Raw genomic sequence first — 15,031 nt, forward strand, 5'->3', positions numbered from 1 at the left:
TATATATGAATAATGTATTGGCATTCATGCAAATAGTGTGCCAAACATTTTCTATAGGGCGACGATGTGGCAGAATGCGTCGCGGAAAATGAGGCTGAGGCTGTCTGGCTTTTTGTCGAACAGGGCATAGATAGCGCTGCCGCTGCCGGTCATCTGTGCATAGATGGCTCCTTCGGAATAGAGCCTTTCCTTGATGCGGGCAAGCTCGGGATAAATGCTGAACACGGACGTTTCGAAGTCGTTGGTGAGCTGATGGCGCCATGTCTCGACGGGTTGTTGCACGATGTCGAGGCAGCAGCGTTCGGGCTTTTTCGGCACAATCCGGGCGAAGGCTTCGCGGGTGGATACTGCCACGTTGGTCTTTACGACCGCCATGTAGAGCCCTTTCAAATGAGACAAGTTCCCTTCGACTGCTGACAGCTTGTCACCTATGCCTCTTGCAAATGCTGGTATCGACTCGATGAAGAAGGCGCAGTCGGCACCAAGTCTGGTGGCTTTCGTCTGCATTTCTTCCACGCTGAGTCCTAAGCGGAACTTCTCGTTGAGCAGACGAATCATGTAGGCAGCATCGCTCGAGCCTCCGCCCATGCCCGCTTGTGAGGGAATGGCTTTGTGGAGGTGTATGCTGAGGGGTGGAAGCGCGTGCTCCGCAGCCAACAGGCGATAAGCCTTCAACACGAGGTTGTCCGTCGGCGCACCTTCGATTTCGATGCCGCTCATCGTGAATTCGCATTCTCCCGACGCATTATTGCCTGTCATGGCTTCTACTTCCAGCGTGTCGTATAGCGGGATGGGATAGAACACCGTTTCCAAATCGTGGTAACCGTCGGTGCGACGCTCCACGATGTTCAAACCCAGATTGACTTTCGCACAAGGATATATTTTCATCGTTCTCTGATAAATATGGTTGATATGATGGGCGTGTAGTACTCTGCACGAAGCTTCCTGCCCGTGGCGTCGTACGTATATACATGCTTGCTGTTGTTACCGAAACGTATCATCTTCGGCAAATTTAAGCAATTATATTCAATCCTCAAAATCCCAGCGTCCAAATCTTTCGTCAGGTTGCCGTTGGCGTCGTATTCATAGCTTTTCTTTATTGTTTAGGTACAGATTCCTTGAAATTGAAGAAATTAGATCGTATAATTCCGTAAATTCTTTCGAGTAGTTATATTCGTAGTAGCCTTGTCTCGTTCCAACTATCATATCATAGGAAAATATTTTCTGATTATTATTATATCCTGTAATAGTAAAAAACGGAAAATCTGCTTCAACATACAATTCTTTATGTTCTTTTTTAACAATAATAGGTTTCTTTTTTATGCAAATTTCATAAGCATAATAAAATATTTTAGAATAATCATACTGCGGAAGTTTTTCTATTATGTTTTCCCCAACTATCCGAACAATACCTCCCATAGTATCTAATTCAAAGACAAATTGATATCCTAAAGTTGAAGCAGATCCATAATATTTTATGATACATTTATCCAAACCCCTAATTAAATTCATTTGGAAGAGAGTGTTTTCTTTTTTTTCTACTTCAAGTACTGAAGATTCACTATTTACCAATTTGGGGGTTGCTTCTCCTCTGCATGACAGAAATACTGAACCAAATAATAAAAGTAATAATATTGATAAGATATGTTTCATGTTATGTATATTATGAACTATACTTCAGAAAGAATTTTTACCGCTTGCGAAGTATATCTGTTATACTCGGCAAAGATAATGAAAACCGAGCGCAGAACAAAATAAATTCATTTGTTTTTTATGCCGAGGTGCATCTTATCTTATGTAAATTTAGCGAATTATATTCAATTCTCAAAATTCCCGCATCCAAATCTTTCACGGGGTCTGTTTGTAGATTCCAGTAGCAAGTGCAAAGTTATGTTATTTTTTTGAAGAATTCAGCAGTAGGTGTGGAAAAGTTTAGTTTTTTTCTTGGCCTACGGTTTATTTTATGTTGTATTCTCTTTATTTGTTCCTCTGAAATATGTTTAAAGTCAGTTCCTTTTGGTATATATTGCCTGATGAGTTTGTTGGTGTTTTCTATGTTTCCTTTCTCCCATGATGAGTATGGATGTGTGAAGAAGATCTTTGTTTTGAGTCTCTCTGCTATGTATTTGTGCTCAGCGAACTCACTTCCGTTGTCTGTGGTAATACTTTTTATCCTTCCTATGTACGGTGTCATCATGGCTACTACGGTTTTTGCCAGCTGCTTTGCGTTTTTCCCGTGTCTGAGTTTTCTCATCATGAAGAAGTCCCGGCTTCTCTCGACAATTGTAACGATTGTCCCTTTTCCGTCCTTTCCGATGATGGTGTCCATTTCGAAATCCCCGAATCGTGTTCCGTCAGCCTCTTCTTCCCTCTGTTCTATCATTACCCTGTCCTTTATGGCAGTATGTGCAGTTTCGGCAGTCCTTCTGATGTTCTTCAGGCGGTGCCTGCAGTGTTTGTAGAGTTCTCCTCCGCACTTGCGGTCAAATCGGATATATTGATAGATGGTTTCTACTGAAACGCACTTTTCTCCATTCCTTTCCATCCATCCCTTGATTTGTTCCGGCGACCACTGCTCACACACCAGGAGTGAGACGATTCTCCTTCGCATATCTATGGAGAACTTGCGGTGTCTCCTCATCCTGTGCTTACGCTCGTCACACTTATGCTGGGCTATACCATAATGGTAATGGTGTGTGCCTTTGTTGCGTTTCAACTCACGATAGACTGTGCTGTAATGCACTCCTATCGTATCAGCGATGTCTTTTATCGCTACATTCTTTTGCCGTAACACGAAAATTGTGTACCTTTGCTGTGAGGTTAGTTGATGATACATCATTACAATACAAAGTTAACTAATCTTTGGGAGACAGCAGTCTCCCTTTTTGCTTTTTTTTTGTATTGCTACTGGTGAATCAATGTCTCGCCGGGGCTGTCTGCCCCTTGCCGACAGCGTTCCACGAGTGTTTTACATGGTTGAGGGCTTACAATTGAAAACCATTTGCACTTCTTATTGGAACTTATGGTTTGAAAAATGGCAAAAATAGGCAGGTTTTCCTTTTGCATTTTCCTTATTTATTTGTATCTTTGGTGCAGTTTTTTACTAAAACACAGAAAGGTATTATTATGGGAGAATTTTTTAAGAACATCCTGAAGATGGGCGAAGAGAGTGGAATTCTCGAAGGGCTCAAGGAGAAGTTGGGAGGAGGAGTCCTTGATGCTGTCAAGGAGAAATTGAATCTGGAGAATATGGATCTCGGGAGCCTCGCCCAAAGCGTGTTGAGTATTATTGGGCTTGCCGGCAATTCGGTTGCAACGGAAGGCGAAGCGGAAGTAGTTGAAGACGAAACAGTAGTAGAGGAGGAATGATATGGAAAAGTTAGCTAATGTTGTGAGACTGATGGCAAAAACGGGATTGTTCTTTGCCAATTGCGACGGTCAGTATGCTCAGCCGGAGAAGGATTTCATCCATGGTTTCATTGCTCAGATAGAGCAAGTGGGGACGATTGACGAGGAGCTGAAGAAGGAAGTGACGGGAGCCATCGACCGCAAATATACGCTTGAGGAAATCGTTCGCGACACGCAGGAAGTGCTCGAAGGCTTCAACCGCGACGAACAGAAAGCCATTCTCTTGACCATCGACGCGTTTGTGGCGAAAGTGATTAAGGCAGACAAGCGCATGGCTGAGGCGGAGAATGCCAACCGCATGGCTTGGAAAAAGCAGTTCGCTTTGGATTAAGCTTTATCGACTCATCACTCATGGGTTATGCTTCTCCGACGGGGAGGCATAGCCTTCTGTTTCATGCGGAATGGCGTACAGAAAGATTATACATATTGATATGGATGCGTTCTTTGCGGCGGTAGAGCAAAGAGACCATCCCGAATTGCGGGGCAAACCGATTGCCGTCGGTTTTGACGGACCGCGCGGGGTGGTGGCGACCGCCAGCTACGAAGCGCGTCGGTATGGTATTCATTCCGCCATGTCGATTGTTCGGGCGAAGTATCTCTGTCCGGAGCTGACCATTGTCTTTCCCGACCATACGCATTATAAGGAAGTGTCGATGGAGGTTCAGGAGATTTTCCGCGAATATACCGACGTGATAGAACCGCTCTCGATTGATGAGGCTTTCTTGGATGTGACGGAAAACAAGAAAGGCATGGAAATGGCGGTCGATATTGCCCGCGAAATCAGAGAACGAATCCGCCAACAGCTGCATCTGACCGCCTCGGCAGGCATCTCCTATAACAAGTTTCTGGCGAAAATAGCGTCTGACATGCGCAAGCCCGACGGTATGTGTGTGGTTCATCCCGACCGTTCCGATGAGTTTATCGCGCAACTGAAGATTGAGAAATTCTGGGGAGTGGGACCGAAAACCGCCACGCGCTTTCATCGCATGGGTGTCTTCAACGGTGCCGATTTGCGAAAACTGACGATGGAACAACTGTCGTTCGTCTTCGGCAAAGTGGGCAGAATCTATTACAATTTCGCACGGGGAATAGACGACCGCCCCGTCGTCACGTCTCGCGTGAGGAAGTCGGTAGGGTGTGAGCAGACGTTCCTGGAAGACATCAACACGCGAGTAGCCGTCTTGGTGGAACTCTATCGCATCGTCCTCGAACTCATACAGCGTATCCGAAAGAGCCATTTCGAAGGTTACACGCTCACGCTGAAAGTGAAATACGAGGACTTTACACAACTCACCCGCAGCGTAACAAAACCGCACCCCCTGCAAACGAAAGAACAGATATTGCCACTTGCCAAGGAGCTGATGAAGCAAGTGGATTACGAGAAACGTGCCATCCGACTGATAGGCGTGAGCGTCTCCAATCCCCATCTGGCCGACACCCATTCGGTTTGGGTAGAAGGTGAACTCGACTTCTCGGCGTAGCGTCATGCGGAAACCGTCTCCCTCTGGCAGATGCTGTTTATGTATGTTTATGCAGAGGTGGAACTGTTGACGTTCGTTTTGTAAACTCTTGAATTTCAACATGTTAAATACTGCTTTCCAAAAGTTCAACTTTTAGCTTGCAAAAGTTGAACTTTTAGGCGATGAAAGTTGAACTTTCAGGACGCAAAAGTTGAACTTTTGGAAAGTGAAAGTTCAACCGTATATTTATACGCCCTTTTCCGTATGTTTATGCAAACATGTTTTTGTGGTTCTTTTTCATTGAATTCACGTTCTCAAACAGCACGTTCATCCATCGTAAACGGCACGTTTGCGCTCATGAAGAGCAAAGTCTATCTGCTGCCAACGCAAAAAGGTGTCTCTCCAAAATGGAAAGACACCTTTTGCGTATCATGACGTGATGATTTCATTCAGAGTTTTTTGATGATTTTCTCCAGTTGCTCGCCAAGTCCGATGGTGTAACCCTGTGAGATGCTAACCACGCGGTTGAACGTGTCAGAGGTGAAGAAAATAGGCAGCAGGCGGTCGCTTTGGAGTTTCATCTCCTTGACGATTTGCTGCTTGATGGCGCCGTCTTTGTCGATACCGTAGATGATGGTGTTGGGCAGTTCGCCGAACTCTTTCTTGTTAAATTTCCGTGCTTCCTCTTCGTTTTCGAAAAGCAGGAGAATCGGACGTCCCCACGTCTCGAACGACTTCCGCACTTTGGCAATGTCGCGCAGCGCATGGTTGGTCGGCTCTTGTCCTACGCCGATGAGTCCTACGATGAAGTAGCCCCTGCCTGTCTGTGAGAGGATGCTAACTTCCTTCTTGTCGCCAATTGTGAGGAATTTGCTTTCGGAGTCGAAGCTGCCGATGACGCTCACTTCTTGGTCGGTAGAGCGCAACGTGAGTTCGATGTTGGTCGTTTCTCCCGCACGGATGTTGAATATCTGTGAGGTGGAGAGCACCGTGCCGTTGGCAAGGCGCATACCGGTCACCAGTTCGTAGGTTCCCTCGTCGAGCAACGTTCCGTTCTTGAATGTGTTCGACCAGCTGACACCGCCGCCCATATCTACCTGCCCCTCGTCGAAGCTGAGGAGCGATGTCGTTCCGTTGTCGATGCGCGAGATGGTGAAGTGGCTGTAGTATTTCGGGTCGTCCACCATCTTCGTCGGGGTATATCCCAACATGAGTGTGCCTTGCGGGGCGCTCGCCTGTTCGGTAGCATCGAAGTTCACATCTACCCATTTGCCGTCCTGCTTGTATTGCACCTTCGAGGTGACGCCGTCTTTTTGCGCTTCAATGCCCAGGCTTCGCGCCACGTCAACGAAGAAGATGTCGCGCGAACGTGTGTCAGTCACCCGTGAACGCCATACTCCGACGGGAGTCTGTGCAATGCGGATGGCTTTCTTGTCGGGATTGAGGCGAATGTTTTTCTTCACCCAGCCGACCAGTTCTGAAGGATTCTTGCGGAAGCGGTCAGCCGTTTTCTTGTCGAAAGCCTTCTCGAAGAACTGCTTGAACGGGAGAATAATCATCTCGTTTTCTACACGCGGGCAGAGTTGGTCGCTCGTTGCGTTCATGTTATCATCCAGAATGTCCATCTGCATGTCGCGCAAATCTTTGTCGCTCAGCGTCGAGAGCAGTTTGTATGCGCGCTCTTTCCGGTCGCTGTATTTCTCGAGGAACGCAAGAATCGTCTGCCAGTTGCCGCGCGCCTTTATTAAATAAGGTGTCGCTTCAGCGGGGAAGTTGCTTGCTGTCTCTTGAGAAATGAAGGTGGCGACGTAGGCGTTGCGGATAGAGTCTTCATACGCAAAGCGCTCTTTGTTCCGCTTCTGCATATCTTCGGGCACGTCGGGGAGGTTGACCTTCTCTGGTGGCGGCACAATGTCGAACTCTTCGACCGGGAAGACCCGTTGTGTGAGGTCGCTGTTTTGTGAACGCGACAAGGTGATGGTGATGTGTTTGTCCTTCCCGAATGATGCTTTCGTGAAACCGTATCTGCCTTCGTGTGACGCCCATACAATCAGGTCGCCAAGACCTGCCGTGAGGAATGTCTCTCCTCGCTCATCTGTATATTTCGTCACGGCGGTGTAATATTCCGCATAGTTGTAGATTTTGAAATCCACACGTGCCCCGTTCACCGCTTTCCCGTCGGTATCTACCACACGGAAGTCGATGCGTTCGGTCGTGGCGTAATTGTCGATGAGGTTGATTTCTGTATAGTTGTTGGTGCGGAGAACTGCCTCTTCGGGACCGTTGTAGTCGCCGAAGGCACGTGTGTGCATGAGCATGGCTCTTGATGCCGGTGCGTTGAACCATCCGAGATTCAGCACGGCTTCCGGCTCGCAGGCACCAAGGAAATACCATTCACCATCTGCCCATGCTTCCACCCACGCGTGGTTGTCATCGGTATGTGCCCAACGCGGAGTATAGACCTGACGGGCAGGAATACCGATGGAGCGGAGGGCTGCCACCGTGAAGGTCGACTCCTCGCCGCATCGTCCATAGGCGGTGCGGATGGAAGCGAGTGGGGAAGAGGTGCGGGCGTCTGAAGGCTGATAGGTCACCCTCTCGTGGCACCAATGGTTCACTTCAAGGATGGCTTCCTTCATCGACATGCCTTTTACGCGTTCTTTCAGATCTTTATAGAACACCATGCGGCTCTCGTCAAGATTCTCGTTGTTGACACGCACGGGTAAAACGAAATGGCGGAACAACAATTCGGGAATCTTTACACCCCAAGGCATTTCCTTTTGGGCGGTAAATGAGCACTTCACATTGTCATAAAAGAATGAGGTGGGATAGTCGGTCGCATCCGCTAAAGCCATGTAGGCATAGAGGAATTTGAGTGCTTCCAACTCTCTTTCATTTGCATTCAGTTTCTTTGTGTCAAAAAACTGTTTGCCAATGAGTTGCATTTTTTCGTTAAATGCTTTCTCAGTCTTTTCCCGATAGTTGTCATCGGAGATGAAATGCTTGCTTTTCTGCGCTTGAGCACCCATCATGACCGAGAGGCAAATGGTGAATATAAAAATCTTTTTTTTCATTTGTAAAAGTAATCTATGAATGAATTTGTGTTGCCTGAAATTATTTTACGGGAATCTTCTCTACGCGCTTCAGGTGGCGTCCTGCTTCGAATGTCGTCTTGAAGAATTCGTCCATGATTTTTTCAGCCGTCTTGTTGTCGATGAAGCGTCCGGGCATTACGAGGACGTTGGCATCATTGTGCTGACGAATCATGTGTGCAATTTCGGGAATCCATGCCAAGCCGGCGCGTACACCTTGGTGCTTGTTCAGCGTCATGGCAATGCCTTCGCCGCTTCCGCAAATGCCGATACCGGGATAGACTTCACCGCTTTCGATACCTTCAGCAAGGGCATGTCCGAAGTCTGGATAATCCACACTCACGTCGCTCCATGTGCCGTAGTCTTTGTAAGGATAACCGTGCTTTTCCAAATACTCAATCACAAATTTTTTTAACGCATAACCTGCATGGTCGCAGGCAATTCCAACTGTCTTGATTTCCATGATATTTATGTTTTTTGTTTGTTGATATTTGTCTCTTTTTGTTACTTACCTAAGAAGTCTTTCACTTGCCGATAGACGTTCTCACCGGTGAAACCGAGTTTCTCGTCGAGCACTTTGTAGGGTGCGGAGAAGCCGAAACTGGTGAGTCCGAATACACGTCCGTTGCTGCCTGCCAATCCTTCGAGCGTGACAGGGAGTCCGGCGGTCAATCCGAATTTCTTCGCTTCAGCGGGCAGAATCATTTCTTGGTATTCCTTTGATTGCTGACGGAAGAGTCCTTCTGACGGAACACTGACGATGCGAACTTTGATGTTGTCCTTGCGCAAGAGTTCGGCTCCGGCAACGAGTGTCGCCACTTCAGAACCAGAAGCAAAGAGTATCACATCATACTGCTCGTCGCTTCCTGCAACGATATAGGCACCTTTGCGCGCTTCTTGATAGTTGGTGCCTGCAGGAAGCTTGCTGATGTCCTGCCGTGAGAGGACAAGCGCCGTCGGTGTTTCCATGTTTTCCATCGCCATTTGCCAGCAAACGGTCGTCTCGTCGGCATCGGCAGGACGGAAAACACGCACGGAGTCTTTCCCGTGATGGTTTTTCAGTTTTTCCATCAGTCGTATCTGTGCTTCCTGTTCCACCGGTTCGTGCGTCGGACCGTCTTCACCTACGCGGAAGGCATCGTGCGTCCAGATGAACTTGATGGGCACTTCCATGAGAGCCGCCATTCGTACTGCCGGCTTCATATAGTCGGAGAATACAAAGAATGTTCCGCATGCGGGAATCACTCCGCCATGCAGGTACATACCGATGCACACACACGCCATCGTCAGTTCGCTGACTCCTGCTTGCAGGAAGGCACCGCTGAAATCGTTGCGTTGCAGGTCGTGGGTCTTTTTCAGGAACCCGTCGGTCTTATCGGAGTTGGACAGGTCGGCAGATGAGCACACCATGTTCGGAACCTGCTCGGCGAGTATTCCGAGACAAGCTGCCGAAGCAGCACGGGTGGCACATCCTTCTTTCTGAATGAGCGCACTCCAATCCACTTTCGGTGCCTTCCCTTCAAACCACTCTTGCATTTGCGCGGCTTGTGCCGGATGACCTTTTGTCCATTCTGCCTCCTCGTTCTTTCGCTCAGCCACGATGTGTTTGAGTTCTTCTCTGCGGCAGGCATAGAGTTTTTCGGTTTCAGGGAAGATGACAAACGGATTTTCGGGATCGCCACCAAGGTTCTTTATCGTGTTGATGTAGGCATCGCCACCGAGCGGTGCACCATGCGTCTTAATTGTCCGTTCATACGATGAGCCGTCGGCTTGCAAAGCACCTTTTCCCATGACGGTCTTTCCGATGATGAGTGTCGGTCGGCTTTTCTCCTCGATAGCCTCTTGGAGCGCCTGTCGAATCTCGTCAGCATCGTTGCCGTTGATGTTCAGGACATTCCATCCCCATGACTTGTACTTGGCTTCGGTGTCTTCTTCCATCACGACCGAGCATTCCGTAGAGAGCTGTATGTCGTTCGAGTCATAGAACATAATCAGGTTGTTCAGTCCCAACAGTCCTGCCATGCGACCGGCACCTTGTGAAATCTCTTCCTGAATGCCTCCGTCGGAAATATAGGCATAGATTTTATGTTGCATCATGGTGTGTCCAAGGCGTGCTTCGAGGAACTTTTCCGCAATGGCAGCTCCGACGGCGAAAGTGTGTCCTTGTCCGAGCGGTCCGCTGGTGTTCTCAATGCCTCGTTCCACGTCGCGTTCGGGATGTCCGGGTGTCGGAGATTCCCATTGTCTGAATGCTTTCAGTTCGTCGATAGTGAATCTGCCCTGCAAGGCGAGAGCTGAGTAAAGCATGGGTGACATGTGCCCCGGGTCTAAATAGAAACGGTCGCGACCGCTCCACGTCGGGTTTTCGGGGTCATAAACGAGAAATTCGGAGAAAAGCACATTGATGAAATCGGCACCGCCCATAGCGCCGCCAGGATGTCCGGATTTGGCTTTTTCCACCATCGAAGCAGCGAGAATGCGTATGTTGTCTGCTGCCCGTGTCATAAGGTCTTTGCTGTTCATAATGATATTGTTTGTTTTCTTATTCCTTAATAATTGTGTTCCTATCTTACCCATGCAAAGGTAATGAATTAAATTGAATCAGCGAAATTTTCGCATATGAATTGTTTGATAATCTTCAAAAATAGGAAAACTTTCGTTTCTTTGTAGGTAATGACAGATTTTTTTGTAATTTTGCACAGTCAAAAAAAAGAATTCTGATTCAAATTTAATATTATGCTTACGCTTAGACTTATCAATGAAGAAACGGATCGCGTGATTCGCGGATTGGAGAAAAAACATTTCAAGGGTGCCAAAGAGGCGATAGAAAAGGTTCAGGAAGTGGACAGACTTCGTCGTGAAACCCAGCAAAAACTGGATAAAACCAAGCAAGACGCTAAGCTGTTGGCTGCTCAAATCGGACAGTTGATGAAACAGGGCGATAAAGAGCAGGCAGAGCAGGTGAAAGAACAGGTGGCTGCATTGAAACAGGCGGACAAGACGCTGCAAGAGAAAATGGATGCGGCTGAGCAGGAACTCACGAATTTGCTTTGCGCCATTCCCAATATTCCCTGCGAGCTCGTTCCTGAAGGGGCTGACGCTTCGGCAAATGTGGTCGTGAAAGAGGGTGGAGTAAAGCCTCAGTTGGGAGCCGATGCGCAATGCCATTGGGACTTGTGCAAGAAGTATAATCTGATAGATTTCGACCTCGGTGTGAAAGTGACGGGAGCCGGTTTCCCGATATATATAGGTAAGATGGCACGTTTGCAACGCGCATTGGAGGCATTCTTCCTCGAAGAGGCGCGCAAGAGCGGCTATCTGGAAGTTCAGCCGCCTTACGTGGTGAACGAAGCTTCGGGATATGGTACGGGACAATTACCCGACAAAGAGGGGCAGATGTATCATGTCAACATGGACAATCTCTATCTGATACCTACGGCGGAAGTGCCCGTGACCAATATCTTCCGCGACGTGATTCTCGATGAAAGTGAATTGCCTATCAAGCGTTGTGCCTACTCGGCATGTTTCCGCAGAGAGGCGGGCTCGTATGGTAAGGATGTGCGAGGATTGAATCGTCTGCATCAGTTCGATAAGGTTGAAATCGTGCGCATAGACACTCCGCAGCACTCGTATGAAAGTCTCGACGAGATGCTTGTTCACGTGGAAGGTCTGATGAAGCAACTTGAACTGCCTTATCGCATCTTACGTCTTTGCGGTGGCGACATGAGTTTCACCAGTGCGATATGCTATGACTTTGAAGTGTGGAGTGCAGCGCAGGAGCGTTGGCTGGAAGTGTCTTCCGTCAGCAACTTCGAGAGCTATCAGGCAAACCGCTTGAAGTGCCGTTATCGCCGTGCCGAGGACAAGAAAATAGAACTGTGCCACACCTTGAATGGTTCGGCATTGGCATTGCCGCGCATCGTTGCTGCGATTATCGAGAACAACCAGACACCGGAAGGCATTCGCATACCGAAGTGCCTCGTGCCCTATTGTGGTTTCGAAATACTCGACGATAAGAATTTCTGATACAAACAGTATATGACAAAGCCTGTCTTCGCAGAAAGAAGACAGGCTTTTTTATTGCTAAACGGCATGTTAAAGCATCGTAAACGGCATGTTTGCGACGGCTAAACGTTGTGTTTGCGCAATTCCCAGAAAGCTACGGCAGCCGCTGCCGACACGTTGAGCGAATCTACGTGGTAGGACATCGGGATGCGAACGACATAATCGGCTTCGGAAATGGTCTTTTCAGGCAGACCGTCGCCTTCCGTCCCCATAATGACAGCCAGGCGTTCTTCGTCTTTCAGGCGAGGGTCGTCGAGCGCGATGGCTTGTTCGGAAAGCGCCATGGCTGCTGTCTTGAAACCGTATTGGTGCAAACTCGTTGCGGGTTCGTCCAACCACGTCCAGGGTATCAGGAATACACTCCCCATGGACACGCGGACGGCACGGCGGTTCAGCGGGTCGCACGAATCTTTTGTGAGCAATACAGCGTCCATCCCAAGCGCCGCTGCCGAGCGGAATATTCCGCCGATGTTCGTCGTGTCGCTCACTCCCTCGATGACAACGATGCGACGGGCATCCTTGCACAGCGTTTCCACGTCGGGAAGTTGTTTTCTCCGCATCGCACACAGGACGCCTCTCGTGAGTGTGTAGCCCGTCAGCTGTGCGAGCAGTTCGCGGCTTCCCGTATATACAGGGACTCCTTCGCAGCGCTGGAGCACCTCTGCCGCGTCGCCTTCGATGTGTCGGCGTTCACACAAGACGGAGAGGGGTTCATATCCGGCGGCGAGTGCCACCTTGATGACTTTGGGACTCTCGGCTATGAAGATGCCGTCTTCCATGTGCAGGCGGTTGCGTAGTTGTGCCTCGGTCAGCGAATGAAACACTTCCACGCCCGGGACGTTCAGTGACGATATTTCTATGATGTTAGCCATGCTGTTGCAAAGGTACGCTTTTTATGCACAAAGCGAGCAATAACGAACGATTTTTCCTTAATAATTTTTGTATTGTCTCGGCTTTTAATTAACTTTGCCGTTAGAATGCACGACATGATTACCATACTTGGTCCTACGGCAAGCGGTAAGACTCGTTTGGCTGTAGCCCTTGCACTGAAGCTGAATGCGGAAATTATCAGCGCAGACAGCCGACAGGTGTATCGGCGTATGGATATTGGGACAGGTAAGGATTTGGACGACTATTGTGTTGAAGGGCAACGCGTTCCTTTCCATTTGATAGACATTTGCGAGCCGGGAACGAAATACAATCTGTTTGAATATCAGCGCGATTTCCTTGCTGCCTACGATTTGATTCGCGGGCGGAACCGGCTCCCGCTGCTGTGTGGCGGTACGGGGTTGTATATAGAGTCAGTCCTGAAGGGTTATCAACTGTCGCCCGTGCCCCAAGATGCGGCATTGAGGGAGCGTCTTTCGGACAAGTCGTTGGACGAACTGACCGAGATGTTGCGCGACTTGAAGCGACAGACAGGCTCTGCGATGCACAACCGTTCGGACGTTGACACACCGCAACGCGCCATTCGTGCCATCGAGATAGAGATGGGAGTGCTCGCTGCCCAGCGCGACAAGGATGAAGGCAGGTGCATGGAACGGTCGTTTCCGCAAATCAACTCCGTCATTCTCGGCGTTGACATTGACCGCGAAGAGCGCCGGAAAAAGATTACCGCGCGACTGAAAGAGCGCTTGGAACAAGGCATGGCAGACGAGGTGCGCAGCCTCTTGGATGAAGGAATCTCTCCTGAAGACTTGACGTATTACGGGTTGGAATATCGCTATGTCACGGAATATGTCACGGGAAAAATCACCTTCGACGAGATGTTCCAGCGGTTGGAGATTGCCATCCACCAGTTTGCCAAGCGGCAGATGACGTGGTTCCGGGGAATGGAACGGCGTGGATTCACAATACATTGGATAGACGCCATGTTGCCGATGGACGAGAAAATAAGTCAAGCCCTTTCATATATATAAATAATGTATAGCAATGAGTAGCAGTATCGACAAGAAGTGGGGAATCATCTATTGCCCGAAAAATGCCTTCCGTCCGCAGAAACGATGGGAGAAGATAGAAAAGAGCCTTCGTGCGCACGAAATCGACTTCGATTTGGTGCAAAGTGAAAACTCCGCAGGTGTGGAACGCCTTGTGACCATGATGATTAACAATGGCTACAAGACGTTGGTAATCGTCGGCGGCGACTCTGCTTTGAACGATGCGGTGAACTGTCTGATGCAGGCGGAAAAGTCGGTGCGTGAGAGCATCGCACTCGGAGTTATTCCAAACGGTTCAATCAACGACTTTGCCAAGTTCTGGGACTTCAAGGAGAGCGAAGTCGAGCAGACCGTCGCGTGGTTGAAGAAACACCGCACGAGGAAGATAGACCTGGGATGTATCCGATATACGAACAAGAACAACGAGCGTTGCCACCGCTATTTCCTCAACAGCATGAACGTCGGGCTGGTGGCTGCGGTGATGAATCTTCGCCGTAAGACGCGCGGATATTTCGGTTCGAAGACGCTTTCGTTCATCCCCTCATCGCTGATGATGATTTTCCAGCGACTGGACTATAAGATGAAATTGCGAATCAATTCCGATACCATCAACCGGAAAGTCATGGCGGTGTGTGTCGGCAACGCTACGGCATACGGCATGACCCCCAATGCCGTTCCCTATAATGGCTTGTTGGACGTCTCTGTCATATCCCATCCGGAGATGACCAAGCTGATAGAGGGCTTCTATCTGCTGTATAACGGAAAGATATTGAACCACAAAGACGTGCACCCTTACCGCACGCGCGAGGTCTATTTCGACAAGGCAGAGCGCGCAATGGTCAGTCTTGACGGAAGACTGTTGGCGACACCGGTCGGACCGTTCAAGGTGACAGTAGAGCAGGAGGTCATCAATTTCCTCATACCGGGATAGCATCCTGTGTTTTGCCAACTTGCTGCTTCTGCATATTTATGCATAAGTGGGGCTGTTGGTGTGTGTTTTGTAAACCACTGAATTTCAGAACGTTAGGATGGGCTTTCCAAAAGTGCCACTTTCGCACTCCAAAAGTGG

At 48.9% G+C, this 15,031-nt stretch carries 13 protein-coding genes; 6 read left to right on the forward strand and 7 right to left on the reverse strand.

Translation table 11 applies throughout. The features are described from left to right. Nucleotides 1-51 precede the first annotated feature (51 nt). The 3 genes from ispE to GRF55_RS04875 form a co-directional block, all read right to left on the reverse strand. Nucleotides 52-888, reverse strand: a complete 837-nt coding sequence (ispE, locus tag GRF55_RS04865) for a 4-(cytidine 5'-diphospho)-2-C-methyl-D-erythritol kinase (RefSeq protein WP_220369401.1) — start codon at nt 886-888, stop codon at nt 52-54. A gap of 195 nt (nt 889-1,083) precedes the next feature. Beyond that, entirely contained in the window at nt 1,084-1,653 is a 570-nt protein-coding gene (locus GRF55_RS04870; protein WP_220369402.1) for a hypothetical protein, read from the reverse strand. Nucleotides 1,654-1,888: 235 nt separating this feature from the next. Then, nucleotides 1,889-2,836, reverse strand: a complete 948-nt coding sequence (locus tag GRF55_RS04875; RefSeq protein ID WP_220369626.1) for an IS30 family transposase — start codon at nt 2,834-2,836, stop codon at nt 1,889-1,891. 290 nt (nt 2,837-3,126) lie between these two features. Between GRF55_RS04875 and GRF55_RS04880 the strand changes: the two genes are divergently transcribed. The 3 genes from GRF55_RS04880 (at nt 3,127) to dinB (ending at nt 4,889) form a co-directional block, all read left to right on the forward strand. Further along, nucleotides 3,127-3,369 (forward strand): hypothetical protein, encoded by a 243-nt coding sequence (locus GRF55_RS04880; RefSeq protein WP_220369403.1) that lies wholly within the window; start codon nt 3,127-3,129, stop codon nt 3,367-3,369. 1 nt (nt 3,370) lies between these two features. Further along, nucleotides 3,371-3,739: a hypothetical protein gene (locus tag GRF55_RS04885; protein ID WP_220369404.1), complete on the forward strand. Its 369-nt coding sequence runs from the start codon at nt 3,371-3,373 to the stop codon at nt 3,737-3,739. 70 nt (nt 3,740-3,809) lie between these two features. Then, on the forward strand, nt 3,810-4,889 hold the full coding sequence (gene dinB, locus GRF55_RS04890) for a DNA polymerase IV (protein WP_220369405.1): 1,080 nt from the start codon (nt 3,810-3,812) through the stop codon (nt 4,887-4,889). Nucleotides 4,890-5,317: 428 nt separating this feature from the next. Here dinB and GRF55_RS04895 read toward each other — a convergent pair whose 3' ends face one another. Genes GRF55_RS04895 through GRF55_RS04905 form a run of 3 tightly spaced genes read right to left on the reverse strand, consistent with a single transcriptional unit; the run spans nt 5,318 to nt 10,483 of the window. Then, nucleotides 5,318-7,942: a transglutaminase family protein gene (locus GRF55_RS04895; RefSeq protein ID WP_220369406.1), complete on the reverse strand. Its 2,625-nt coding sequence runs from the start codon at nt 7,940-7,942 to the stop codon at nt 5,318-5,320. Between the two features lie 40 nt (nt 7,943-7,982). Then, nucleotides 7,983-8,423, reverse strand: coding sequence for an RpiB/LacA/LacB family sugar-phosphate isomerase (locus GRF55_RS04900; RefSeq protein ID WP_220369407.1), 441 nt, complete (start codon nt 8,421-8,423; stop codon nt 7,983-7,985). 41 nt (nt 8,424-8,464) lie between these two features. After that, nucleotides 8,465-10,483 (reverse strand): transketolase, encoded by a 2,019-nt coding sequence (locus GRF55_RS04905; RefSeq protein ID WP_220369408.1) that lies wholly within the window; start codon nt 10,481-10,483, stop codon nt 8,465-8,467. Nucleotides 10,484-10,696: 213 nt separating this feature from the next. On the opposite strand from GRF55_RS04905, the gene serS reads away from it, so the two are divergent. Continuing rightward, the gene (gene serS / locus GRF55_RS04910; protein ID WP_220369409.1) at nt 10,697-11,986 is read left to right on the forward strand and encodes a serine--tRNA ligase; all 1,290 of its coding nucleotides are present in this window, start codon (nt 10,697-10,699) and stop codon (nt 11,984-11,986) included. Nucleotides 11,987-12,087: 101 nt separating this feature from the next. Here the strand turns inward: serS and GRF55_RS04915 are convergent, their stop codons facing one another. Next, nucleotides 12,088-12,897, reverse strand: a complete 810-nt coding sequence (locus GRF55_RS04915) for an RNA methyltransferase (RefSeq protein WP_220369410.1) — start codon at nt 12,895-12,897, stop codon at nt 12,088-12,090. Between the two features lie 114 nt (nt 12,898-13,011). On the opposite strand from GRF55_RS04915, the gene miaA reads away from it, so the two are divergent. Then, nucleotides 13,012-13,944, forward strand: a complete 933-nt coding sequence (miaA, locus tag GRF55_RS04920; protein WP_220369411.1) for a tRNA (adenosine(37)-N6)-dimethylallyltransferase MiaA — start codon at nt 13,012-13,014, stop codon at nt 13,942-13,944. 13 nt (nt 13,945-13,957) lie between these two features. Then, nucleotides 13,958-14,893 (forward strand): diacylglycerol kinase family protein, encoded by a 936-nt coding sequence (locus tag GRF55_RS04925; RefSeq protein ID WP_220369412.1) that lies wholly within the window; start codon nt 13,958-13,960, stop codon nt 14,891-14,893. Nucleotides 14,894-15,031: the final 138 nt, after the last annotated feature.

It is taken from the genome of Prevotella sp. Rep29 (assembly GCF_019551475.1).
Taxonomy (GTDB): Bacteria; Bacteroidota; Bacteroidia; order Bacteroidales; family Bacteroidaceae; genus Prevotella.

Coding starts and splice junctions, on each gene's coding strand:
- ispE (WP_220369401.1), bottom strand. CDS start 888: ATGAAAATATATCCTTGTGCGAAAGTCAATCTGGGTTTGAACATCGTG.
- GRF55_RS04870 (WP_220369402.1), bottom strand. CDS start 1,653: ATGAAACATATCTTATCAATATTATTACTTTTATTATTTGGTTCAGTA.
- GRF55_RS04875 (WP_220369626.1), bottom strand. CDS start 2,836: ATGTATCATCAACTAACCTCACAGCAAAGGTACACAATTTTCGTGTTA.
- GRF55_RS04880 (WP_220369403.1), top strand. CDS start 3,127: ATGGGAGAATTTTTTAAGAACATCCTGAAGATGGGCGAAGAGAGTGGA.
- GRF55_RS04885 (WP_220369404.1), top strand. CDS start 3,371: ATGGAAAAGTTAGCTAATGTTGTGAGACTGATGGCAAAAACGGGATTG.
- dinB (WP_220369405.1), top strand. CDS start 3,810: ATGGCGTACAGAAAGATTATACATATTGATATGGATGCGTTCTTTGCG.
- GRF55_RS04895 (WP_220369406.1), bottom strand. CDS start 7,942: ATGAAAAAAAAGATTTTTATATTCACCATTTGCCTCTCGGTCATGATG.
- GRF55_RS04900 (WP_220369407.1), bottom strand. CDS start 8,423: ATGGAAATCAAGACAGTTGGAATTGCCTGCGACCATGCAGGTTATGCG.
- GRF55_RS04905 (WP_220369408.1), bottom strand. CDS start 10,483: ATGAACAGCAAAGACCTTATGACACGGGCAGCAGACAACATACGCATT.
- serS (WP_220369409.1), top strand. CDS start 10,697: ATGCTTACGCTTAGACTTATCAATGAAGAAACGGATCGCGTGATTCGC.
- GRF55_RS04915 (WP_220369410.1), bottom strand. CDS start 12,897: ATGGCTAACATCATAGAAATATCGTCACTGAACGTCCCGGGCGTGGAA.
- miaA (WP_220369411.1), top strand. CDS start 13,012: ATGATTACCATACTTGGTCCTACGGCAAGCGGTAAGACTCGTTTGGCT.
- GRF55_RS04925 (WP_220369412.1), top strand. CDS start 13,958: ATGAGTAGCAGTATCGACAAGAAGTGGGGAATCATCTATTGCCCGAAA.